At 68.1% G+C, this 22,242-nt stretch carries 17 protein-coding genes, 1 tRNA gene and 1 other RNA gene; 6 read left to right on the forward strand and 13 right to left on the reverse strand.

Features of this window, described 5'->3' with window-relative positions:
• Positions 1–137 precede the first annotated feature (137 nt).
• Complete coding sequence (locus ACIP6N_RS12835; protein ID WP_401815108.1) at positions 138–4,796, forward strand: DUF6531 domain-containing protein; 4,659 nt, start codon at positions 138–140, stop codon at positions 4,794–4,796.
• Between the two features lie 203 nt (positions 4,797–4,999).
• On the opposite strand, the gene ACIP6N_RS12840 is transcribed toward ACIP6N_RS12835, so the two are convergent.
• The 12 genes from ACIP6N_RS12840 to ACIP6N_RS12895 form a co-directional block, all read right to left on the reverse strand.
• A complete protein-coding gene (locus ACIP6N_RS12840) occupies positions 5,000–6,277 on the reverse strand; it encodes an IS256 family transposase (protein WP_401815253.1) in 1,278 nt (425 codons plus the stop codon).
• 265 nt (positions 6,278–6,542) lie between these two features.
• On the reverse strand, positions 6,543–6,998 hold the full coding sequence (locus ACIP6N_RS12845; protein ID WP_401815110.1) for a 6-pyruvoyl trahydropterin synthase family protein: 456 nt from the start codon (positions 6,996–6,998) through the stop codon (positions 6,543–6,545).
• A 6-nt stretch (positions 6,999–7,004) separates the two neighbouring features.
• The gene (locus ACIP6N_RS12850) at positions 7,005–9,656 is read right to left on the reverse strand and encodes an ATP-binding protein (protein ID WP_401815111.1); all 2,652 of its coding nucleotides are present in this window, start codon (positions 9,654–9,656) and stop codon (positions 7,005–7,007) included.
• Between the two features lie 223 nt (positions 9,657–9,879).
• Positions 9,880–10,266 carry a hypothetical protein gene (locus tag ACIP6N_RS12855; RefSeq protein ID WP_401815112.1) on the reverse strand — a complete coding sequence of 129 codons (387 nt, stop codon included), beginning with the start codon at positions 10,264–10,266 and terminating at the stop codon, positions 9,880–9,882.
• 25 nt (positions 10,267–10,291) lie between these two features.
• Positions 10,292–10,609: a hypothetical protein gene (locus ACIP6N_RS12860; protein ID WP_401815114.1), complete on the reverse strand. Its 318-nt coding sequence runs from the start codon at positions 10,607–10,609 to the stop codon at positions 10,292–10,294.
• Between the two features lie 591 nt (positions 10,610–11,200).
• Positions 11,201–11,611 carry a hypothetical protein gene (locus ACIP6N_RS12865; RefSeq protein WP_401815115.1) on the reverse strand — a complete coding sequence of 137 codons (411 nt, stop codon included), beginning with the start codon at positions 11,609–11,611 and terminating at the stop codon, positions 11,201–11,203.
• Positions 11,612–11,633: 22 nt separating this feature from the next.
• Positions 11,634–12,077, reverse strand: a complete 444-nt coding sequence (locus ACIP6N_RS12870) for a hypothetical protein (protein WP_401815117.1) — start codon at positions 12,075–12,077, stop codon at positions 11,634–11,636.
• 2 nt (positions 12,078–12,079) lie between these two features.
• A complete protein-coding gene (locus tag ACIP6N_RS12875) occupies positions 12,080–13,648 on the reverse strand; it encodes a peptidoglycan-binding protein (protein ID WP_401815118.1) in 1,569 nt (522 codons plus the stop codon).
• A gap of 15 nt (positions 13,649–13,663) precedes the next feature.
• Positions 13,664–14,047 carry a hypothetical protein gene (locus ACIP6N_RS12880; protein ID WP_401815119.1) on the reverse strand — a complete coding sequence of 128 codons (384 nt, stop codon included), beginning with the start codon at positions 14,045–14,047 and terminating at the stop codon, positions 13,664–13,666.
• Positions 14,048–14,814: 767 nt separating this feature from the next.
• A complete protein-coding gene (locus ACIP6N_RS12885) occupies positions 14,815–15,804 on the reverse strand; it encodes a hypothetical protein (RefSeq protein ID WP_401815120.1) in 990 nt (329 codons plus the stop codon).
• A 22-nt stretch (positions 15,805–15,826) separates the two neighbouring features.
• Positions 15,827–17,119 carry a hypothetical protein gene (locus ACIP6N_RS12890; protein WP_401815122.1) on the reverse strand — a complete coding sequence of 431 codons (1,293 nt, stop codon included), beginning with the start codon at positions 17,117–17,119 and terminating at the stop codon, positions 15,827–15,829.
• Complete coding sequence (locus tag ACIP6N_RS12895; RefSeq protein ID WP_401815123.1) at positions 17,116–17,478, reverse strand: hypothetical protein; 363 nt, start codon at positions 17,476–17,478, stop codon at positions 17,116–17,118. Before ACIP6N_RS12895 ends, ACIP6N_RS12890 begins: the two co-directional genes overlap by 4 nt.
• Positions 17,479–17,777: 299 nt before the next feature.
• Here ACIP6N_RS12895 and ACIP6N_RS12900 point away from each other — a divergent pair, with 299 nt between their 5' ends.
• Genes ACIP6N_RS12900 through ACIP6N_RS12910 form a run of 3 tightly spaced genes read left to right on the forward strand, consistent with a single transcriptional unit; the run spans position 17,778 to position 19,032 of the window.
• Complete coding sequence (locus ACIP6N_RS12900) at positions 17,778–18,011, forward strand: hypothetical protein (RefSeq protein ID WP_401815125.1); 234 nt, start codon at positions 17,778–17,780, stop codon at positions 18,009–18,011.
• Complete coding sequence (locus ACIP6N_RS12905) at positions 18,002–18,424, forward strand: SAM-dependent methyltransferase (protein WP_401815126.1); 423 nt, start codon at positions 18,002–18,004, stop codon at positions 18,422–18,424. The genes ACIP6N_RS12900 and ACIP6N_RS12905 overlap by 10 nt, the downstream gene beginning before the upstream one ends.
• A 20-nt stretch (positions 18,425–18,444) precedes the next feature.
• Complete coding sequence (locus tag ACIP6N_RS12910; RefSeq protein ID WP_401815128.1) at positions 18,445–19,032, forward strand: class IV adenylate cyclase; 588 nt, start codon at positions 18,445–18,447, stop codon at positions 19,030–19,032.
• Between the two features lie 548 nt (positions 19,033–19,580).
• On the opposite strand, the gene ACIP6N_RS12915 is transcribed toward ACIP6N_RS12910, so the two are convergent.
• Positions 19,581–19,668 (reverse strand) — tRNA-Ser (locus ACIP6N_RS12915).
• A 73-nt stretch (positions 19,669–19,741) separates the two neighbouring features.
• On the opposite strand from ACIP6N_RS12915, the gene ffs reads away from it, so the two are divergent.
• Together ffs and ACIP6N_RS12925 are read left to right on the forward strand one after the other, a co-directional pair.
• Positions 19,742–19,836, forward strand: an RNA gene (ffs, locus tag ACIP6N_RS12920) — signal recognition particle sRNA small type.
• Between the two features lie 76 nt (positions 19,837–19,912).
• Positions 19,913–22,204, forward strand: coding sequence for a DNA polymerase III subunit gamma and tau (locus ACIP6N_RS12925; protein WP_401815129.1), 2,292 nt, complete (start codon positions 19,913–19,915; stop codon positions 22,202–22,204).
• Positions 22,205–22,242: the final 38 nt, after the last annotated feature.

Here is a 22,242-nt window from a genome sequence, read left to right on the forward strand (position 1 = left end):
GGCACCCTTGCGCGGACGCTTGCTGTGATCGAGCTGCCTGGACAGGTACATCTCCTGCCCGCAGCCGATCCCTTGGAATCAATCATCTAGTAACTTTGCGCACTCTTGAGGTTGCTGATGAGCGCGGGGGGCACAGGGTGACGGGCAATCGTCCAGCGGACTGGCACATTCTTGAGCTGGACAAGGACCCGACCCCGGGGGACCCGGACCGGGTCCGCGACCTGGCCAGGAATCTGCATGATTTTGCGGACGACGTGGCGAAGGCGCTGCGGGACGTCAAGGGTATGGCGGGCGAGGACGCCATTCTGTCCTGGGTGGGGAAGACAGCTGACTCGTTCACGGCGGAGTTCGAGGACGTGCCCGGCAAACTGAAGAAGCTCAAGAAGAGCTATGAGATGGCGGGCGACGCGCTCGCCGCCTATTGGCCCGAACTGGAGCGAGCTCAGGCTCTCGCAGACAAGGCTCTGGCCCAAGGGCGAGAGGCACAAGGGGACTTGGGCTCCGCGCAGACTCGCCTGGGCAGCGCCGACTCATGGGTCGACCGAGCCGGCAGGGTAGCCGACAAGTACAAGAAGGACAGGGGCAAGGATGTTCCTCCCCCCGATGAGAGCGATGTCCGCGCCGCGACCCGCAACGCCGCAGCCGCCAACAAGGAACGGGCTGCGGCCCAAGACGCCGTTGACTCCGCTCGAAACCATCTCGACGCCGCAAAGAAGATGGCTGAGGATGCCCGCAGAATGCGTGAGGACGCTGCGCACACGGCGAAACAGAAGATAGAGGATGCCTCCGACGCCGGCATACACAATCGTCACTGGTGGGAGGAGGCGGGCGACTGGGTTTCCGATCACTGGGACGGCATCGTCGCCGTCTGCAAGGTAATCGTCACCGTCGTCGGTGTCGTCGCCATGATCGTGGGCGGACCCATCCTTGGCGCCATCGTTCTGATTGCCGCACTTGTCGTCCTTGCCGACACCCTCAACAAGTACGTCAAAGGCCAAGTCGGCCTCTTGGACGTGGCGTTCGCCGCCCTCGACTGCATACCTGGCGGCAAAGGCATCACCTCCATCGGCAGGCTCGCCAAGGGAGCGAAGGGACTTGCCAAGGTCGGCCTCAAAGGTATGGGCAAGGGGCTGAAGGGGCTCGGAAAGAAAGGGCTGCGGGAAGGGGCGGACGACGCTGCGGGCGCGAGTAAGAGAGCCGGCTCGCGTTGTAAGAACGGCGACCCCATCGACATGGTCTCCGGTGAGATGATCATGGAGGAGGTGGATGTCGACCTGCCGGGCCTGCTTCCGCTGACCCTTCGGCGTACGCATCTGTCGACGTACCGCTCGGGCCAGTGGTTCGGCCCCTCCTGGGCCTCCACGCTCGACGAGCGCCTCGAACTGGACAGCGGGGGCGCCGTCTTCGCCACCGAGGACGGCATGATCCTGCTGTACCCGGTGCCCGAGCCCGGCATCTCGGTCATGCCTCTTGAAGGCCCGCGTTGGCCGCTCGACTGGGATGGTGCCCCCTCCGCTCCGATCGTGATCACCGACCCGGCCACCGGCACCACCCGCCACTTCGCTCCATGCGCCACGCCCGTTCCCACCGAGGCTGCTTTCACGATGCCGCTGGCAGCCATCACCGATCGGAATGGTCTTCGCGTCGACATCGAGCGCGACGCGAACGGCGCCCCCACGGCCGTACGCGACTCCGGCGACAGGTACGTCCGCATCGACATCGAGGGCGACCGGATCACAGGGTTGCGTCTGCGTAACCCGGAGGATGGACCGGAGGGCACCACTCTGCGGCGTTTCGGCTACGACGTCGACGGCAACCTCACCGAGGTCCGCAACTCGACTGGTCTGCCCCTCACTTTCACGTACGACGACCGCGCCCGCATCACGTCTTGGACTGACCGTGTCGGCTGCTGGTATCGCTTCACCTATGACGATCAGAACCGCTGCGTCGCCGGTGAGGGGGCGGAAGGGCGTCTTTCGTGCACCATCGAGTACGACGATGACGCCCGGCGAACGCGTTACACCGACGCCCTCGGCCACACCACCACGTACCGTCACAACGAGCTGCGCCAACTCGTGGCGGAAACCGACCCACTGGGCCACACCACGTACTCCGAGTGGGACCGCTACAACCGACTGCTTTCCCGCACGGACCCGCTCGGTGCGACGACCCGTTACGTCTATGACGCGGAAGGCGCGCCTACGGAGGTCATCCGGTCCGACGGCACCCGGGAAACAGCGGAAAACGGCCTGTACGGACAGCCCCTGACCGTGGCCCAGGCGGACGGGCATGTCTGGCACCTGGAGTACGACGAGCGCGGCAACCTGTTGGCCGAGACAGACCCCGAAGGCGCTCGGATCGCCTACGAGTACAACCCCTTCGGCGCGTTGACGGCGATCACTGACGCGGTAGGGCGCACGGCACAGTTGGAGCCCGATGCGACTGGTCAGCCGGTCGCGAGTACCGACGCCGAGGGTGCAACGACCCGCTACGAGCGCGACGCCTTCGGCAGAGTCACCACGCAGACCGGCCCGGACGGCGCGATCAACCAGTTTGCCTGGAATCCCGAGGGCAAACTGATCCGGCGCACTCTGCCCGACGGCAGCATCGAGCGCCGGACCTACGACGGCGAGGGAAACCTTGTCGAGCACGTAGACCTTGCCGGCCAGGTGACCCGGTTCGAGTACTCCGGCTTCGACGTGCCTTCGGCTCGAGTGGACCCCGACGGATCCCGCCTCCAATTTACCTACGACCGCGAGCTGCGTGTCACCTCGGTGATCAACCAACGGGGAGCCACTTGGGAGTATTTCTATGACGAGGCCGGTCGCCTGACCCGTGAGCTGGACTTCGATGGTCGAGAACAGAGTTACCGTTTCGACCCGGCCGGGCATCTCATTGCCCAGACCAACGGGGCGGGGCAGACGGTCGAGTACACGCGCGGCTCCTTTGGCAAGGTGGTGGAGGAGCGGACGGCCGAGGGAGTCACGGCCTACACGTACGATTTGGTCGGGAACGTGCGCCACGTCCGGAGCGGGTACGCCGAACTCACCTACGAGCGCGACGCCTGCGGAAGGGTTCTCGCCGAGACATGCAACGGTGCCACAGTCCGCTCGGCGTACGACGCCGTCGGCAGACGGACCCGCCGTGTGACCCCCTCGCAGGCCGAGAGCGTTTGGGAGTATGACGGCCGTGACCAACCCGTGCTTCTGCGGACGGCAGGCAGGACCGTCACCTTCGGTTATGACAGTGCCGGGCGGGAGGTGGAACGCCGCGCGGGCATTACGGTACTCAGCCAGACCTGGAACACGGACGGTCGGCTGGCCTCCCAGACGTTGACGGCGGACAGTGCGGCTCCGGGCCTGCTTGGCCCGCGACGTATACAGCACCGTTCCTACAACTACCGCCCGGATGGGACGGTCAGCGCGATCAGTGACCTGCTGGGCGGCGACCGGCGCATCGAGGTCGACGGCAGAGGCCGGGTCACCGGCGTACAGGCGGCGACGTGGTCGGAGCGGTACGCGTACGACCCGGCGGGAAACATCAGCCAAGGAGGCCGGCAAGAGGCTCCCGCTGCTTCCCTTCCGGCCGGCCCGCTGGCTGGGCGTGAAACGGCCGGCCGTTCCGAAGACGTCCGCTACGAGTACGACGCGCAGGGGCGGGTGGTCGTACGGCGGAAGAAGCGGCTGTCACGCAAGCCGGATGTCTGGAAGTACACGTGGGACAGCCAGGACCGTCTGGTTGGGGTGATCACTCCGGATGGCACGAAGTGGGCCTATCTGTATGACCCGTTCGGTCGTCGTGTCGCCAAGCAGCGGTTCGCAGGCGACGGCAGAACGGTGGTGGAGGAGGTCACCTTTGCCTGGGACGGGTTCGTCCTGGCCGAGCAGGTCAGCAAGGTCGGCGACGGGGCCCCCAGGTGCACGGTGTGGGACTGGGAGCGGGGCCGCTTCAGCCCGGTTACGCAGATCGACCGGATACCCGCGCAGGAGACCGGGGAGCGTCCGGAGGTCCAAGAAGATCTCGCGCAGGAGTGGGTGGACGACCAGTTCTACTCGATCGTCACCGACTTGGTGGGCACACCCACGGAAATGGTCGACGAAGAGGGTGAGGTGGTTTGGCACTCCCGCACGACAGTCTGGGGCGCGCCCCTGGACGCCCCTGGTGACGGCGGCGCGGACTGCCCGCTGCGCTTCCCGGGCCAGTACGCTGACACGGAATCGGCGCTCCACTACAACTATTACCGTCATTACGACCCGGAGACAGCGCAGTACGCCTCGCTCGACCCTCTGGGCCTTGCCCCAGGCCCGAACCCCCGCGCGTACGTCCCGAACCCGTTCACTGCCGTGGACCCGCTCGGCCTCGCTCCCGACTGCGAACAGGCAGCCAGGGACGCGGCGAGGAAGCGGGCGGACGAAGAACAGACGCGGCCGGGCGCCAGTAAGAAGACCAGACCGACGAGCGCGGCGGGGCTCTCGGTTCCCGGGCACGAGACACCGTTTACCGGCGCGAACGCCAAGGGCGGAGTCGATGTGCAGCACGACCTCCATCCGACCATCAGGAAGGCATACGACGACGTGCCTCCGCATATCAAGGAGGAGGCCGGCAATCAGCATGGCAAGTGCGCGGAAGCGGAAGCCTTGTCGAATGCGGTGCGCGCGGGCGTCGACGTGAGGGGCGGTGTGAGTGCGGCAGTCAATGTGCGTGCGGAGGGAAACGTGGCACACGGTACGCCGAAGCCTCCTTGTCCGTCGTGCGCAGATGTTCTCGAACGGTTCGGCATCAAGGCGGTGCTTTAGAAGTGCGGCATGAACCTCAGTAGCCGTTGTTGTACCGCTCCTGGGACTTGGTGATCGAACGGTCGTCCCGATCGGGTGGTCGTCGGGTGCTCGGTGCATACGAGGAGGGCCTCCTGAACAGCTCGCTGGTGTCGAATCACCGAGCATCAGGAGGCCCTGGTGTGGGTCTGTCAAACGAGCGGTGTAACTCGGGTTGTTGAGGGTTACTGTCGGGCTGCGGAGAGCCGGCCGTCAAAGGTGATGTCGAAGGCGTTCAAGGCTGTCTTCCAGCGCATGGTCCAGCGGGCCTGGCCCTTGCCGGTCGGATCCAGCGACATGATGGCCATGTAGACGCACTTCAGGGCGGCCTGTTCGTTCGGGAAGTGGCCGCGGGCTTTCACCGCCCGGCGGATCCGCGCGTTGACGGACTCAATCGCGCTGGTGGTGCATACGATGCGGCGGATCTCGGTGTCGAAGCGGAGGAACGGGGTGAACTCCTCCCAGGCGTTCTCCCAGAGCCGGACAATCGCCGGATATTTCTTGCCCCACGCGTCGGCGAACGCCGCGAACCGCTCGAGTGCGGCCTCTTCGGTCGCTGCGGTGTAGACGGGCTTGAGCACCTTGGCGATCTTGTCCCAGTCCTGGCGTGCTGCGTAGCGGAAGGAGTTCCGCAGCAGGTGGACCACACAGGTCTGCACGACGGTGCGGGGCCAGACGGCCTCGACCGCGTCGGGCAGCCCCTTCAGCCCGTCGCAGACCAGCATGAGGACGTCGTTCACGCCGCGGTTCTTGATCTCGGTGAGGATGTGCATCCAGTGCTTGGCGCCCTCGCCGCCGTCGCCGGCCCACAACCCCAGGATGTCCCGTCGGCCCTCGGTCGTGACGGCCAGGGCCACGCAGATCGGCCGGTTCGCCACGGCGCCGTCGCGGATCTTCACGTGGATCGCGTCGATGAAGACCACCGGATAGACCGCGTCCAGGGGCCGGTTCTGCCATTCGGCCATGCCTTCGAGGACCTTGTCGGTGATCGTGGAGATCGTCTGGCGCGATACCTCGGCGCCATAGACCTCGGACAGGTGAGCCTGGACCTCACCGGTCGTCAGGCCCTTCGCCGCGAGTGAGATGACCATCTCGTCGACGCCCGTCAGACGCTTCTGCCGCTTCTTGACGATCTTCGGTTCGAAGGAGCCCTCGCGGTCGCGAGGCACGGATATCTCCACCGGCCCGACATCAGTCAGCACGGTCTTGGCACGGGTGCCGTTGCGTGAGTTGCCGTTGTTCTTCCCGGCCGGGTCGTGCTTGTCATAGCCGAGGTGGTCGGTGATCTCGCCCTCGAGAGCGGACTCCAGCAGCCGCTTGGTCAGCTGCTGGAGCAGCCCGCCCTCGCCGGTCAGCTGCAAGCCCTCGGCCTGGGCCCGGCCCACCAACTCGTCAATCAGCCGGTCGTCCAAAGACTTCGCCGACGCCGCCTCAGAAGGCTCGACGGAATCGGCCTCGGTCATGTTGTTGCTGGTCATCGATGCATCTTCCATGATCAGGAGTTACACCGAACGTTTTACAGTCCCCCTGTCGACCAGCCGGAGCTGTGGCACAAGCGTCGAAGGGTGACGCCGGGTGGACGCGGCGCGCCGGTCACGGTTCAGGGGTGCGTCTACCCGGTCCTCCGAGGTCGTCCGGCTTCTCGGAAATCGGCCTGGGCGGGCTGAGAGAGGTCTCGTGGATCGGCGCGCTCAGACTTTGGCGAAAACGGATCCCGCCGTCGTCGGGTCAGACCGGTGGGCCCGGTTGTCCGCCGGGAGCGGCGGAATCCCGCTCCCGGTAGATCGCCCACGTCTTCGGCGTCTCCGAGACCCAGACCGCGACGAGTTCGGGGTACTTCTCGACCCACTGGCTGTACACCCACAGTGCCAGGTGCTCCGCCGACGGGGAGATGTCCATGACGTCGTTGAGGTGGCGGTGGTCCACGGTGTCGTCGAGCCACGTCTTGAACGCGTCGAGGTCGCTGTAGTCACGTACGAAGCCGACCTCGCCCAAATCGGCGGGCGGTGCGGAGAGTTCCATGACCACGATGTAGTTGTGGCCGTGCAGACGCGCGCACTTGTGCCACGAAGGCAGTTTGTCCAGGACATGGCTGGCCGAGAAGTGGAACTCCTTGGTGATGGTCAGCGTCCCGGGCGCCCCCGGCCTCAGGTCTGCGAGCGGCGATCCGTTCTCGTAGGGCATGACGGGTTAATCAACCTCCAGGTCGCCGAGCATGATGGCCCGGTTGAGTGGCACTGCTTCGAGGAAGCCGCGGCGCGCTGCGACGTCATCGATGCTGTCGGCCTTATCCGTCACCTTGACGCGGGCCTGCTGGAGCAGGTCCTGCGCTTCGGTCTCGGCTCCGGTGATGTACAGGGCGCGTGCCGCGTGGAACAGCACCTCTTCGCTGCGGAGAGCAGGCATGTCGCCGGTCTGTCGCAGGAGTTGGACGGATGCGCGGGCGTGCTCCGCGGCTGCGGTCACGTTGTCCTGTCGAAGCCGGACCTGCCCCGAAAGGCAGAGGGCGGCGATCTCGCTGCGGACCATCCCTGTGCGGCGGGTCTCCACGACGGTGTCCGTGGTGAGGCGGTACGAGGCTTCCAGCGTCTGTGGGTTGCCGTCCGCGGTGTCCAGCAACACCTGCGCGTAAAGGTTACGGACGATGGGGACGAGGTTGATCAGCCACGTCCGCTCGGTCTCCAGCCACGCCTCCTCGATCAAGGTCAGGCACTCGCCGCGGCGGCGCGGGTCGGGTGCGATGAGGTGGGCGAGGAGCGCGGTGTTGTAGGCGTGCCAGCCGCTGTCGCCGCCGCGCCTCGACTCGATGCCGCGCGCCTCGTTCAGTACTTCCTCGGCCTCGCCGAAGTGACCGAGGCCCGCTCGGATCTGGGCCAAGTAGTTCAGCGCGATGGGCAGTTCGGCGTTCAGCCGCTCCGTACGGAGCCGGGCGGTGCAGCGCAGAAGACGGGTGAGTGCCTGGTCGAGCTGTCCGTGGTCGAACAGGGTGATGCCCAACTGCATCTCGTTCAGGTTGCGCGCGTGCTGGAGAACCGGGTCGCTGCCCCCGCCGAGCCGTGGCTCGGACGCGTACAACTCCTCGGCCTCCCGCAGCTGTTCCAGCCCGTCGACGAGCGTACGTTTGGACGCCTGACGGCCGTATTCGACCTTGGCCACGAACAGTGCGACCGGATCTTCCTGCTCTTCGGCGATCCGAACGGCGTCGCGGAGCTTGTCGAGTCCGGGCACCAGCCCCTGGGTGGCCATGAGGGTCTTGCCGCGCAGCAGGGTCGTACGGGCGACGAGCTCGGGCGCGGCACACCGGGACGCCGCTTGCTCGGCCTCGACGGCGAGTGCGTCGATGTACGAGCCACCGCCGGACTCCGACTGACCGCGCCAGCGGACTTCGGTGAGCGAGAGCAACAGCTCGATCGCTTCCACCAGTTGGCGATCACGACCCGGATCCTCCGCAGGCAGGGCGCGCGCGGAATGGATGGCCTTCTCGCAGTGCCGCTCGGCCTCGGTGAAGGACAGGCCGTCGATGGCGGCCGAGCGGGCCAGGGCGTAGTGCGCGGCGGCCGACTCGGCCAGGCACTCGTAGCCGCCCTCTTCAAGATGGCGGGCGATCTCCAGCCGCCGCTCGAGCGAGGCCCGTGCCCTCACGTCGCCCCGCGCGAGGGCACGGGCGATGCGAGCATGCCGGGAGCGGCGCTGCTGTGTGGTCTGCTGCCGGTAGAGGACATCCCACAGGGCCCGGTGCTGGAACTGGTAGCAGTCCGAGCGGTCGTACCGGGCCCACTCGGGCGTCGCGGCCGAGACGATCAACTGGTCCGGGCCGGACAGAACGTGCAGACGTTCTTCGACCTCCTCGGGAGGCAGATCGAGAGCCGCCGCGACCGTACGCGAGAGGAACGTGGGACCTTGCGTGGACGCCGTGGCCAAGAGCCTCTTGTCCTCGGGGGAAAGGCGTCGCATCCGGTCCTCCACGACCCGCGACAGGCGATCAGGGAGAGGTATCCGATCGCCGTGCTCGGGCTGCCACTCGTCCAGACACAGCTGCACGAAGACCGGGTGCCCTGCGGTGAGCCGGCTCAGATTCGCGGACAGGGCCGGCGGTGCCGACGGGTGTCGGTGGCGTACGAGTTCGGCCACCGCCTCGCCCGGGAGCCCGCTCAGTGAATGCGAGCGGACCAGCCCCTCGCTCTCCCAGCGGCGCAGCAGCTCGGCGACGCTGTCGGAAGCACCGTCCGGGACTTCGCCGACGGCGTGGCTGAGTACCAGGGCGAGCGGCGCTCCCGGGAGCACCCGCAGGAGCCGGTCCAGGACGTGCAGGCTGCTGGGGTCGATGTTCTGAACGTCGTCGATCACCCAGATCACGGGCGGGCCGGACCTGGCCAGGTTCAGCAGAGCTTCGACGATCTGCGCGGCCATTCCCTGCTGGAACGGGAGGAGCGAATCGAACGGCATGGAGCCCGAGGAGAGCGCCGCCTTCGTGGCTTCGCTCCCGATCGTCAGCACGGCGCCGAGCCCGGGCACCAGCGCGGAGAGAATTTCCGGCAAGGAGCGCACCGCGCCCCGCCCGGCCCCACGGAAGAACCTTCGCACCGGACCCGGCTGTTCCGGCTGTACGTCCAGCTTCATGAGGATGTCGATGACAGGGCCGTAGAGCAGCCCCGGCCCGATCCCCGGAGAACAGTGCGAACTGACGACCCTGCACGCCTGCGCCCCCGGTGTCGCCGTGGAAGCGCGGCGGTCGAACTCGCCGAGCAATGAGGTCTTCCCCATCCCGGAGACGCCTTCGAAGAGGAGTGCGCTTCCTCGGCCGCCGGCCAGGGCCAGCCCCATGGAGCGGAGTTCTTCCATAGGCTCGACACGGTCGACAAACACGCTCTGCACTACAGCCCCCGTAGGCTCGCTCACCGCTGTGTACGCGTTGGCACTTCGCCGGCACTCGTCACTCATTGCACATGGATGGTCAGCGTAGAGCACAAGAGATCGTCACCGCGAGAGGGCGACCCGGGGCTGATGCCGTACATCCGGCGCGCACGACCGGTTGGGCTCGTGCCCGGATCCGGCCGCGCTCGGGTCATCCCCTTCGCGCTTCCGCGTCCGGCGCCGCGGGAGCCTGTGCGCGGGGCGCGGCCGTCTTCCGGGCGCAGGTGAAGGGGCCGCCGACCCGGTGGCCCCGCGCGTCCTGGAGTTGCGCGTGGTCCACGGTGTGTTCGGTGGGGCCGGTGAAGTAGGCCTGGATCCGGGCGTGGGTGGTGACCCAGCTCGGGTTCACGGCGTCGGAGAGGGTGGGGGCCGGGTCGACGGAGTAGGTGTTGGCTTCGCCCCGCCGGGGCCCGGTGGCTCGGCCGCCGGCCAGCCAGCGGGTGCCGGACGCTCTGCGGCCGGTGGAGGCAACGACGGTGGTGTCGCGGCCGACTGCCGTTTCGCGCGGCCAGCCGGCCTGGTCCCAGATCCGGCGCATCGCCCTGCCCTGGTCGAGGAGGCGTTCAGCCTCGCATGCGCGGGGGTTTCCGTAGATCAGTGACTCGGTCGACTCGGTGGGGGGCGATGCGAAAGACGCAGGAGATACCGGGGTTGGTCTTGAGGGCGGGGAACTCTGTGCTCTCCCAGGTATCGCGCAGGCTGCTCAGCATGACCCATGCCTTGCGCGAGGCCTGGCGGGCGTACTCCCGCGAGGCGAAACTCCAGATCCTGTCCTCCTCGGGCGCGTTGGGGTCGTCGGGGTCGTCTTCCGGCATCCGGATCCCGGCGCGCTCCAGCAGCAGGCCCAGTGTCGTCCCTCCCCTGGACTCGGACAGCTTCACGGTCTGCGCCTGGACGTTGTGTCCCCACTGGTCGAGGCCGGACCAGAAGTAGCTGGTGGCCGGCTTCGCGACAGCGGCAATGGCCCTGCGTACGGCGTCCTTGCTGGGTACGGGGACTGTCCGGGCGGGGTCGACGGCTGGGGCCGCGTCGACGGCTGGGGTGGACGAGACAGCTGGGGCGGATCAAGGTCTGAGGCGGAGGAGACGGCCGAGACGGAGGAGACGGCCGAGGCGGAGGCGGCCCGGGCCGGGGCGGTGACGACCGGGGTCAGGGCAGCTGCCAGGGAAAGCAGGACGGAGGCTGCTCGGCACCACCCGCGCGAAGTGATCATGCCCGAACACCTACCGGCTCGGCCGCCGCCGGTCCACCGCCTCCGTTCGTGGGCGTGCCTGCCGGTTCGGTTGACGTGTCCGGGCGTGTCCGGGGCTGAGCCTGTCGTGTGTGGTCCGGATGGTGATCCCCGGACCGCAGGCGCCAAGTCCGGGCGCTGGCGGTGTGGTTACCGAGCGGCGACGTGGGACTCCGGCCTTCGCGGTCCGCCGGTGGGAATGATCAGGTCGTGCTGCACGGTGCCGGAGCACTCGTCGGGTTCACGCCGGACCGGGACCCGCCGTCGCGGCCCGGCTGCCACGGCGCAGGCCGATGAGCTCGGCGACCGTGTCCAGCCAGCGTGCGGCGCGCGCTTCGTCATCCGGTGTGCCGGCGACCTGCGCGGCGGTCTCCAGCCAGTCCCGCAGGCATGCGGACGCGGCATCCGACGGCAGCGGCTCGGCCAGCCCGGCCGCGTACGCGAGACCGCCGACCCGGACGATCTTCGCGACGTACGCCACCGAGCGCGGCAGCGCACCGAAGCGGTCGAGGGTGACGGCGGCGGCGATCGCACCGTCGCCGAAGAGCGCGGTGCGGAAGGTTTCGCGGCTGAGGCCGTATCGCAGCAGCGCCTCGATGTCGGTCGCGGCGAGCACCTGGTCGTCGGTGCGTGGCGAGCGGTCGTGGACCATCGTCGTTCCGTTCCGGTCCGGTTCAGCGGACGGTGATCGTATAGAGGTAGTAGGCGGCTTCCTGGTCCGAGTCCTTCGGTGCGCCCGTGGCCGTCGGGACCGGCTTCGACGCGGCCTCTTCGGCGCTGTGGCACCGGCCGTAGGGGCAGAACAGCAGCTTCACCGTCGTCTTCCCCGGCGAGATCGCCGTGAAGTCGAAGAGCTGGGTTCCGTCACCGTCTCCGGTGTCCTCGCGGTCGCCCCGGTACGTCAGGACGCCCGCGTCCTCGCGCGGGCCCGCCAGGTACCAGTTCTGGCCGAGCTCGGGGTTGGCCGGGACCTTCAGCGTGAACTTCTCGCCGTGGTCGACGGTGATGGTCCGGTCGTCGGCGCCGTACGCAGTCGGCCCGGAGCCGCCGCAGCCGGTGAGTACGAGGAGCAGGGCGGCCAGGGCAGGCGTCGTACGCAGGGCGGATCGCATGGACATCATCAGTTCTGCTCAAGGTAGACGCGGTTGACGTCGCCTGCATGGGCCTTGGAGTAGCGGTCGTCGGTGGCCGCGGTGAGGTCACCGTTGATGAAGTCGTCCTCGCTCACCCATGTGGTGGTTCCCCAGGGGTTGTAGATCTGCAGCTTTCCGTCCTCTTGAGCGATGATCATCAGGCTATGGCCGTGCGTGTTGCCGTCCTCGTCCTTGCGGGAGATGTTGAAGGGGACCGGCTTGCCGTCGGCGACGGACTTCTCGATGTCGGGCAGGACGCCCCGCCGGTCGTCGGCGCCACCCATCTCCTGCGTGTCGTAAGTGTCGCCGGTGTGCGGGCCGAGCTCCTTGTCGGAGATCTCCTCCTGCCCGTCGGCGTCCATGCCGGCCGCGTGGCGGTCCCACCACCAGCCGTCGTACTCGCCGTCGCCCTCGTCGTTCATCCGGAACTGCTCGTCGTGCAGGCGCTTGCGGAAGTGTTCGGGGTCGCTGTCCCGGCCGTCGGGGCCTCCGGTGAGTTCGAGGGCGTAGACCGGGTCGACCAGGGCGCGCGCGGTAACCGTCGAGGACGGGACGCAGGTCTCGTCGTCCTGGGACCAGTGCTCGTCACCGAACTTCTGCTCCTCCTGCCCCGTGCCCGAGCCGGTGGAGACCGGCGCCAGGTGTGCCTGGAACCACGTCGAGTCCTTGCCGTGGATCTTCCCGCCGAACTCCTCGACCTCGCCGACGTCGTAGCCCGAGGCGAGGGCCTTCATGAGGTACGCCTTCTCCTGCTGGCTCGACGCGTTCGCCAGGAGTCTTTCCATACGGACCCGTTCGCCGGGAGGGAGGTTTTCCATGGCGCGGCCCGAGCGTGCGAGGTCGTTGGCGCTGAGTATCTCGTTCAGTTCGGCGTCGCCGCCGACGTTGCTGGTGTCGGCGAGGGCGAGGCGGTCGGCGGCGCTCAATTCGTCGGTGTCCATCCGGCCCGCGCGGGCCTCGGCGGCGAACTTGTTGAGGTCGCGGGCCGCGACGCGGGCGGCGTCGTCGGCCTCGGCGGCCGCCGTGTGCAGGTCGTCGACGCCGTGGGAGGCCAGCGAGCGGGCCCGCAGACGGAGGTCCTCCTCGTCGTCGTCCTCGTGCAAGTCGTCGAAGAAGCCCTCCCTGCCGCCGAGCATGGCGCGGGCGTCGCGCAGCTTGCCGCGGCCGGTGCGGTCCCTGCTCTGCGCGGTCTCCAGCGCGTCCGACAGCGCGATCAGCGCCTTGCCGCCGCCCTGGAACGCATCGATCATCTGCTGGGCGTCGCGGGAAGCGGCGCCCACCACGTCGGAGGCGAGGACACTCGTGTCGCCTACCCAGACCTGTGGAAGCCCCTTACGGGCGATCTTGCCGATCCGGTCGCTCACTGCGTCGGCCTCGTCGGTCTGGCCGGTGTAGCGCTTGCCCAGGGACTCGATCACCTTCGGATCGCCGACCGGTGCCGAGACGCCCAGGGCGTCCTCGATCAAGTCGATCAGGTCGTTCTTGCTGCCGGCTGAGGAGATGCGCCCGCACAGGCCGTCGAGCTTCTGCCTGCGGTCGTTCGTGGATTCCGTCATGGACGCCTGCCCTCATCAGTAGCCGGTCAGCACGGACGGGCGCGGGGCGTGGGCCGGCATCGTGCTGACGCCCTCGTCGGCCGTCGAGCCGACAGAGACGGTGTGGACTCCTGTACGGACGTCGACGTCGGAACCGCGGTACGCCTGGCCTGCGAGACGGACCTTGTCAGCGAGTTCGTGCAGCGCCGCTTCGAGGACCTTGGTCTCGGCCTCCCAGGCGGCCGTGAACGCGTTGAACGCGGACCAGGTGTCGGGGCCGCCGAGGGCCTCCTGCGTGTAGCACATCGTGCCGGCGACGGCCTCGCGGATCGCGCCCACGTCGTCCCCGGAACCGTCCAGTTCCCCGGCCTGGCCCGACATGCCCTTGTGCCCGACCTGGTACCCCTCGGCAGAGGTCATGGCCCTTCCCCCGTTTCCCGCGTCCCCGCTACGCCTTCTGGGAAGGGTAGTTGGGCCAGGCTGGAATCGTCAGTGTTAGCAGAAGACTGCCATGGACCCGCCCCATCCTCGACACTGCCAAAGACGCAACAGCGTCAGGCCGACGACGAGATCACCTTCTCCGAGCGGAGATCGACCGGAACTGCCGCGTCGGCGAGGCAGTTCCGGTCACCAACGTCGAAGGGCCCCACCGCGAACCTTGAATTCAAGGGGCCCTTCGACGTATTGCCCGGTGAGAGCAATGGCGGAGGATACGAGATTCGAACTCGTGAGGGGTTGCCCCCAACACGCTTTCCAAGTCTTCGTCTGGGAGTTCTGGGGTGTGCGACGGCGTTCTGACCTGCGGTCGAGGTGCGGCGGGGGAACCGGTGAACAGTCCCGGACGTACGCGAATGAGACCCGAACTGAGACCACGGTGCCGCATCGTTCGACCTGCACAGGCACCCTGTCCGCCGCGCGGGCAGGGTGCCTCTCAGTGGTAGTCGGCGCAGGTTGGGCATCGTCGTACGGCGACGCGGTCTGTGTTGCCCTGGGTGGCTCGGAGCGGACGTTCCTCGTCGATGAGCTGCCAGTCGTCGGGGGCCGGTCGGGGACCCATCCGAACTTGGGTGCGCGGATCTCGCTGTCGGCGTGTGGTCTCTGTCCTGCGGCCGTCCGCGAGGGGGTACCCCGGCCTCAGCTCTCATCTTGAGGCAGCGTGAACGGGGCCTGGCAGGGCATTCGAAGAATCACGCGCGGTGGAAGACGTCGAGCGGGCCGTAAGCGGTCGGCTTGCTGTTGGCCAGCTCAGGGTGGTTGCCGACGCGGTCCCGGAGGATGCCGATGGTGTCGGGCCACACGGTGAAGTGTGCTCCGTTGCCCGTGAGGATGCGGTCCCAGTCCTGGAAAGCCGAAACGCCGGTTCGGTCGATGACGAAACCGCGGCACTCGGTTGCGTCCTGGTCGAGCGTGCGCACCAGTGCTGCCACGGCCTCCTCGCGGTCGGCTGCCGGGACGTCGGCGAGGCGCAGTGTGATGCTCTGCGTCGTCTCGTCCGTGCGTCGCACGATGCCGGTCAGGGACTGGTCGTAGCCCTTCCAGCAGGTGAACTCGGCTTTCGAGTAGCGGTCGTCGGCCAGGGCGGCGGCGAGGGCTGTGCCGTCACCCATCAGGGGTTCGCGGTTTCCGGTGGGCGTCTCGCGGAATCCGAAGAGGGCGTTTGTCAGGGGGTGCACGGCGGAGAGTCCCGCGTTCTCCAGACGGGCGAGGAGCTGATGAGCGCTCGTGCTGTTCAGCTTCGGCACGTACCAGGTGAAGAAGCCGACGGACTTGGGAGAGGCCGCTGCGGGGGCGTTGTCCGGGAACTCCTCCTGAAAGATTTGCCTGGCCCGCTCGTCGGATACGGCGGGGGCGGTGTAGCTGTTGGCTCGGATGTGCTCCAGGAACTCCTGCGGCAGGGCGATGTGGTGACGGCGCACGTAATGCACGAGGTCGATCGGCCAGATCCAGGTGCCGTCGGTCAACAGGGACTCGGAGCCCGCGATCCACTCGTCGTCGGCGAGGGCGTCGCGCTGAGCGCCCATCGTGGTGTAGATCTCCCGAGCCGAATCCAGGTAGGCGAGGATGCGGTCCTCGTCCCAGGGCCCGCTGCTTCGCACGTCATCGCGCAGGGACGGCGCATCGCCTGCTGTGGCATCCGGGCCGCTGATCTCCTGGTAGAAGCCCGCTCGCTTAGTCATCTTCACTCCCGTGGGCCTGCCGTCAGTGGGCCATGGGCAGGTAGGTGCGCCAGTAGCCATTGTTGCCGATGGTGGGGGTCTGTTTGAGTCCGAGGTCGGGGGACGTGCCCACTTTGCTCGTGGGTGCGGTCACGGGTACGCCGAGCTCGTTGGCGACGGACTGAGCGAGGGGCAGCTCGGGAGGTCTCGCGTCGGCGCCGGAGTAGCAGGAGATGAGGCGTACCGGTTCGCCGTGGTAGTTGGGATTGCTGCGGATGGCATCCCCGATGTGGTTGGGATGCACGTCGAAGTCCGTCAGGGTTTTTCCCGCGGCATTGATGCGACCGGGTACGAACACTCCCTTGTCCGTGCCGTGGATGACCACGTCGTGTACGCCGGGGATCCGGGCGACCCGCTGCAGGTTGTTGAGGGTGCGCTCGTCGTAGCCCACCGTGGTGGTGGTCCTACCGAAGTAGACCGGGTCGCCCGAGATGAGCTCGTAGTCGCCTGCCTTCACCGGCGCTACGGGGATCTTCGAGTCCGGGGCCTGGATCAGCTTCCAGGTACGGGACTTGCCCATCTCGTCGAGGGCCGCGCTGTTCAGCCGGAAGCCGTTGAACAGGCCCTCCATCCCGCCGTTCTCGGTGACGATTCGGGCTGTGCTTCCGCCCGCTCCGAAGGCGCCGCCGAACTCCATGCCGTAGAGGGCGGAGTCGCTCACCTCATCGAGGCTGAGGCCCTTGCTCTCGCCGGTGGCCATGGCGACGGGCTGGGTGACGGCGAGGTCGACCGTGATCGATTCGAGGCCACCGATGGCGGCCGTGGCGAGTGTGGTGCCGGCGATGGTGGCGATCTCGGTGGAGACCGTGACGCCGAGGGTGGCGGACAGTTCCAGGATCGAGGCGGTAGCGGCTGCCGCGGCGCCTTCGGAGATGCCGAAAGTGAAGACGGCGAGGGCGGTTCCGGCGACGATCGTGGCGCCGACGATCTCCAGCTCGTGTTCCAGATGTTTGACGGCCTTGTGGGCGACATCGGCGTACTGGTCGAGGGCTTTGGCCATGTCGCGGGCGCCGTCGATCATGTCCTGGAGCCAGCCGTGGCCGTCGTAGTAGTAGCGGCGCCAGAAGGGGTCGTCGAAGGCGGATATCGCCTCGCCCCTGTTGTGCTCGATGATGCCGCGGGCCGACTTGTTGGCGGCAACCGCAACGTCTTCCAAGTCGTCGGCGAAGTCCCGCCACGCCTTGGCCGCGTCCCGCAGACCGCCCTCGTCGGCATCCGGCCACCACATGCCGGTCATGTCCTGGACGATCTCTTTGACCTTGTCGGTCGCGCTCACTGCGCGGTTCCGTTGCCGTCATGGGGAGCGGGCTGGATCTTGGCGAACATCGAGCGGATGAGCTTCTCGTTCTCGACGTGCCCGTCCGCCATATCGGCCATGGCGTCGTGGATGCTGGCCAGGCCGAGAGCCAGGATGCCGGCGGCCTCTTCCATCTTCGTCACGTGCGGGCCGTAGTGCTCGCGGAACGCTTTGCCCTGCTCGTCGTCGCCCCAGGGTGAACCGGCAGCCGCCAGACCGGTCTTGAGCTTCGTGAGCGCCTTTGCCAGATCCGCGCTGTGGGTGTGGAAATGCGGGGCTGTCGCCTTCAGGTCGGCGATCTTGACGTCGAGTATCCGGCCGTCGCTTGCGTCGCTCATGGCTTTGTCATTTCCCCCTGGTCGACCGACTGGCCCGAAGACAGTAGCCGACCAAGGGCTGGGTATCCCTCGTCCCGTCACTCACTACCTCGCCTGCGCGGAGAGTGAGCGTCAGCGCCGACTCGCCCGGCGCGACAAGCCTGTCTCGCGTTGGGACGCCCTCGCCGAGATCACCGCAGACAAGATCACCGACGCCTACGCCTCGTTCCCGATGCACCGCGTGAACACCACCGGTCTCACCACTGACGAGGCACTCCGAGCCGTCCTGAGCAGCACCCACCCGCAAGGAGAGCAACCCCGTGCAGACACCCGGCATGTGGCGGCACACCCTCACCTTCTTCCCCCAGTTCCTCGCCGCGCTGAAGGAGCGTACGGAGCCTGACTCCACCGTGACGGTCATCGGCGCGAGCGACGGCAGACTCGTCGTACCCCTGGCCGGCTACCGCGTCGTCGCCATCGAGGCGACCCTCTCGCCCTCCACGGCGGCGAGGTCCAACTCCCGGGTGGCAGGACCGGTCACGCGATGGGAATGATCGAGCGGCTGAAGCAGGAAGGGCTCCACGACCGTGTCCAGGTCGTGGAGGAGGACTTCCTCGCCTCCGAACCCGTCACCGCCCCCTGTGATGCCGTCTGGACGAGCTGCTCGTGGCATTACAGTGCCAACCACCACCGCCCGTTGGGCGAGTTCGTCGACCGCATGCAGCGCCTGGTCCGGCCCGGCGGTCTGTTCGGCGCGGAGTTCATGATGCCCCTCACGCAACGCCACCACGTGCTGGAGCACTACACATCCCCCGAGAAGCTGCGGCGTTACTTCATCGGGGACTGGGACGTCCTGCTCACCCTGCGGACCAACGAGTTCACCGAGCAGGCGCACGTCGGGCAGCTGCAGGACCACAACCACCGCATGGGCCTCCTCCTCGCCGCCCGTGCGTCCACCCCCTCCTAGAGCTACGGGAAGAAGGACCGATGAAGCACGAGTACGAGGCCAAGTTCCTCGACGTCGACGTCGACGGCCTCCAGGCCAAACTGACGGCGCTCGGAGCCGTCCAGGCATTTCCGCGCACCCTCCTCACCCGGAAGATCTTCGAGAACGACGCCCTCGAAGGCGGCGCCTGGGTCCGCCTGAGGGACGAGGCCACCCGCTCCACTCTCACGCTGAAGCAGGTCACCGACTCCACGACGATCGACGGCACCACCGAGATCGAGACCGAGGTGTCCGACCTGCACGCCATGGCCGAGATCCTCCGCAACGTCGGCCTGCGTGAAGTCCGCTACCAGGAGAACTTCCGCGAGGAGTGGCGCCTGGGCGAAGTCGCCTTCGATTTCGACACCTGGCCGGACCTCCCCACCTTCGTCGAGATCGAAGGCCCCGACGAGGCATCGGTCCGCCAGGCAGCAGCCCTGCTCGACCTCGACTACACCGAGGCACGGTTCGGCAGCGTCGACGAGATCTGCAAGAGCGAGGGCGGCAGGGACATCCTGGCCGAGCCCACGCTCCTCTTCGCTGACGCCGACAAGCAGGCTTCGGCCAGGGCAGCTGTCCCCGGGGAGTGATCTTGGGGACGAGCTGTGTTGATAGAACTGACCGTGACGCCTCGGGTCATACCCGGCATCGCCGAGTTCGCGCGCGGCGGTCTGCCCGCCGCGGCAGACACTGACGACGGCAATACGTGGACCGACGGCTTCTGCTGGCTCTACTGCGGCCAGCGAGGGACCCGTGTTCTGTGGATCGGCCCGGTGAGTGTGGCGGGTGCCCAGACGGCGATGTTCGCCTGCGGCCCGTGCATCCGCGTCTTGCAGGAGCAAGTCTGGCAGTCTCTCCTCCTTCACGACGAACCGACTCGCCCCCCACCTGTGAGCACGGCTTCTATAACCGAGCAGCCTGAGGGACGCCGCGTTGGAAAGCATCGCGCGCGGGGCGGCATGTTCCGTCGGGAGCGAGGCTGAGAACGGACAGCGGGCGTATCAGGCGCCGGTAGTGGACCGTCGGGCGGTTCCAGGCTGTGCCGCCACACGAACTGCAACCAGAACTGCAACTACCAACGCCGAAGGGCCCCACCGCGAACGGTGGGGCCCTTCAACGTATTGCCCGGTGAGAGCAATGGCGGAGGATACGAGATTCGAACTCGTGAGGGGTTGCCCCCAACACGCTTTCCAAGCGTGCGCCCTAGGCCACTAGGCGAATCCTCCGCGACGAACAATACAAGATGTTGAGCCGTGCTCGCGAACTCGATCCCGGACCCCGAGATCGGGTACTGTGTGCGGAGCCCCTCACGTGGCGCTATCTGACTGAACTCCCCCAGGGCCGGAAGGCAGCAAGGGTAGGTTGGCTCTGGCGGGTGCGTGAGGGGCGTTTGCGTGCTCGGGGGTGCGCGGGGCTGCCTCGGACAGCGGTATGGGGGCGTTGTCGTAGGGGGCCGATATCGTCGTAGGTGTGTCGTCCCTTGCGCTCTACCGCCGCTACCGTCCCGAGTCCTTCGCCGAGGTCATCGGGCAGGAGCATGTCACTGACCCGTTGCAGCAGGCGCTGCGCAACAACCGGGTCAATCACGCGTACCTGTTCAGCGGGCCGCGCGGCTGTGGGAAGACGACCAGTGCGCGCATCCTCGCCCGGTGTCTGAACTGCGAGCAGGGGCCGACGCCGACGCCGTGCGGTACGTGCCAGTCCTGTCAGGACCTGGCCAGGACCGGGCCCGGGTCGATCGATGTCATCGAGATCGACGCCGCGTCGCACGGTGGCGTGGAGGACGCCCGTGATCTGCGGGAGAAGGCGTTCTTCGGGCCCGCGTCCAGCCGGTACAAGATCTACATCATCGACGAGGCGCACATGGTCTCGCCGCAGGGGTTCAACGCCCTGCTGAAGGTGGTGGAGGAGCCGCCGGAGCATCTCAAGTTCATCTTCGCGACGACCGAGCCCGAGAAGGTCATCGGCACGATCCGCTCGCGTACGCACCACTATCCGTTCCGTCTGGTGCCGCCCGGCACGCTGCGGGACTACCTCGGTGAGGTGTGCGCGAAGGAGCAGATCCCCGTGGCGGACGGGGTGTTGCCGCTGGTGGTGCGGGCCGGTGGCGGGTCGGTGCGTGACTCGATGTCGGTCATGGACCAGCTGCTCGCCGGCGCGGCCGACGACGGTGTGACGTACGCCATGGCCACCGGGCTGCTCGGCTATACGGACGGTTCGCTGCTCGACGCCATTGTCGACGCCTTCGCCTCGGGCGACGGGTCCGCGGCCTTCGAGGTCGTGGAGCAGGTCATCGAGGGCGGTAACGACCCGCGGCGCTTCGTCGCCGATCTGCTGGAGCGGCTGCGGGATTTGGTGATCCTGGCCGCCGTGCCGGACGCGGCGGAGAAGGGGTTGATCGACGCTCCCGCCGATGTCGTGGAGCGGATGCAGGCGCAGGCGGAGGTACTGGGGGCGGCCGAGTTGAGCCGGGCCGCGGATCTCGTCAACACGGGGCTGACGGAGATGCGCGGCGCCACCTCGCCGCGGCTTCAGCTGGAGCTGCTGTGCGCGCGGGTACTGCTGCCCGCCGCCTTCGACGACGAACGCTCCGTGCAGGCGCGCCTCGACCGGCTGGAGCGCGGAGTGGCGAACGCCGCCTTCTCGACCGGCGGTCCCGGCCCCGCGGCCGGGTACGTGCCGGGGCCCGAGGCGCACGCGATCGCGCCCGCCCCGCACCAGGCGCCGCCGGCCGCACCGCCTGTGGCGCCCGCGCCACCCGTAGCGCCCGCACCGCCCACGGCACCCGGTACGCCTGGTACGCCAGGTGCTCCTGGAGGCCCCGCTCCCGTGCCGCCCGTTCCTCCCGTCGCCGAGCCGCAGCGGCCCGGGGCGTGGCCCGCCGCCGCGCCCGAGGGCGGTGCCGGGCGCCGCCCCGGCGGCTGGCCGACGGCGTCCGCGCCGGGGCAGGGCCCGGCCGCCGCGCCGGCTCCGGCCGCGCCGGAGGCCGTCGGAGCCGCTCCCGTCGTCACCTCGCAGGGGGCCTGGCAGGTACGGAACATGTGGCCGGACATCCTGGACGCCGTCAAAAACCGCCGCCGCTTCACCTGGATCCTGCTCAGTCAGAACGCGCAGGTCGCGGGGTTCGACGGCACGACGCTCCAGATCGGCTTCATCAACGCGGGCGCCCGCGACAACTTCACCAGCAGCGGCAGTGAGGACGTGCTCAAGCAGGCGCTCTCCGAGCAGTTCCGGGTCAACTGGAAGATCGAGGCGATCGTCGACCCGTCAGGAGGCACCCAGCCCCCCGCAGGCGGTGGCGGTAACGGAGGCGGGTTCGGCGGAGGCGGTAACGGCGGCGGATACGGCGCTCCGGGCGGCGGTGGATACGGCGCCCCAGGCGGCGGAAACGCCGGCGGCGGAAACACCGGAGGCAACGGCGGCGGTAACGCCGGTTTCGGCGGCCCGCCCCCCGCGCCCGCCCCGGCACCGTCTCCCGGTCCCACGCAGCAGCACGCGCCGTCCGCGCCGCCGTCCGGGCCGGCATCGTCGTCCGCCGCCCAGAGCCCCGGGCCGCAGTCGCCCCCCGACCGCTCCTCGGGCCCCGGGCAGTCCCGGCAGGCCGCGGGCCCCGGGGCACACGTACCGGTCCATCACGTAGCCCCGGAGGACGACACCGCCGAGGACGACGACGCCGATCTTGTCGACTCCGCGCTGTCCGGCCACGACCTGATCGTCCGCGAGCTGGGCGCCACGGTCGTGGAGGAGTACACGAACGAGTAGCGGGCGACCCGTCAGGGCTCCCCGCGAAGGCTCCCCGG

It is taken from the genome of Streptomyces sp. NPDC088725 (genome assembly GCF_044751305.1).
Taxonomy (GTDB): domain Bacteria; phylum Actinomycetota; class Actinomycetes; order Streptomycetales; family Streptomycetaceae; genus Streptomyces.

What these genes read in the sequence shown, in the direction of transcription:
- ACIP6N_RS12870 (WP_401815117.1), bottom strand. Translation starts at nt 12,077, where the DNA reads ATGTCCATGCGATCCGCCCTGCGTACGACGCCTGCCCTGGCCGCCCTG.
- ACIP6N_RS12905 (WP_401815126.1), top strand. Translation starts at nt 18,002, where the DNA reads ATGGGAATGATCGAGCGGCTGAAGCAGGAAGGGCTCCACGACCGTGTC.
- ACIP6N_RS12850 (WP_401815111.1), bottom strand. Translation starts at nt 9,656, where the DNA reads ATGGAAGAACTCCGCTCCATGGGGCTGGCCCTGGCCGGCGGCCGAGGA.
- ACIP6N_RS12895 (WP_401815123.1), bottom strand. Translation starts at nt 17,478, where the DNA reads ATGAGCGACGCAAGCGACGGCCGGATACTCGACGTCAAGATCGCCGAC.
- ACIP6N_RS12910 (WP_401815128.1), top strand. Translation starts at nt 18,445, where the DNA reads ATGAAGCACGAGTACGAGGCCAAGTTCCTCGACGTCGACGTCGACGGC.
- ACIP6N_RS12855 (WP_401815112.1), bottom strand. Translation starts at nt 10,266, where the DNA reads ATGCGCCGGATCTGGGACCAGGCCGGCTGGCCGCGCGAAACGGCAGTC.
- ACIP6N_RS12840 (WP_401815253.1), bottom strand. Translation starts at nt 6,277, where the DNA reads ATGACCGAGGCCGATTCCGTCGAGCCTTCTGAGGCGGCGTCGGCGAAG.
- ACIP6N_RS12885 (WP_401815120.1), bottom strand. Translation starts at nt 15,804, where the DNA reads ATGACTAAGCGAGCGGGCTTCTACCAGGAGATCAGCGGCCCGGATGCC.
- ACIP6N_RS12865 (WP_401815115.1), bottom strand. Translation starts at nt 11,611, where the DNA reads ATGGTCCACGACCGCTCGCCACGCACCGACGACCAGGTGCTCGCCGCG.
- ACIP6N_RS12875 (WP_401815118.1), bottom strand. Translation starts at nt 13,648, where the DNA reads ATGACGGAATCCACGAACGACCGCAGGCAGAAGCTCGACGGCCTGTGC.
- ACIP6N_RS12845 (WP_401815110.1), bottom strand. Translation starts at nt 6,998, where the DNA reads ATGCCCTACGAGAACGGATCGCCGCTCGCAGACCTGAGGCCGGGGGCG.
- ACIP6N_RS12880 (WP_401815119.1), bottom strand. Translation starts at nt 14,047, where the DNA reads ATGACCTCTGCCGAGGGGTACCAGGTCGGGCACAAGGGCATGTCGGGC.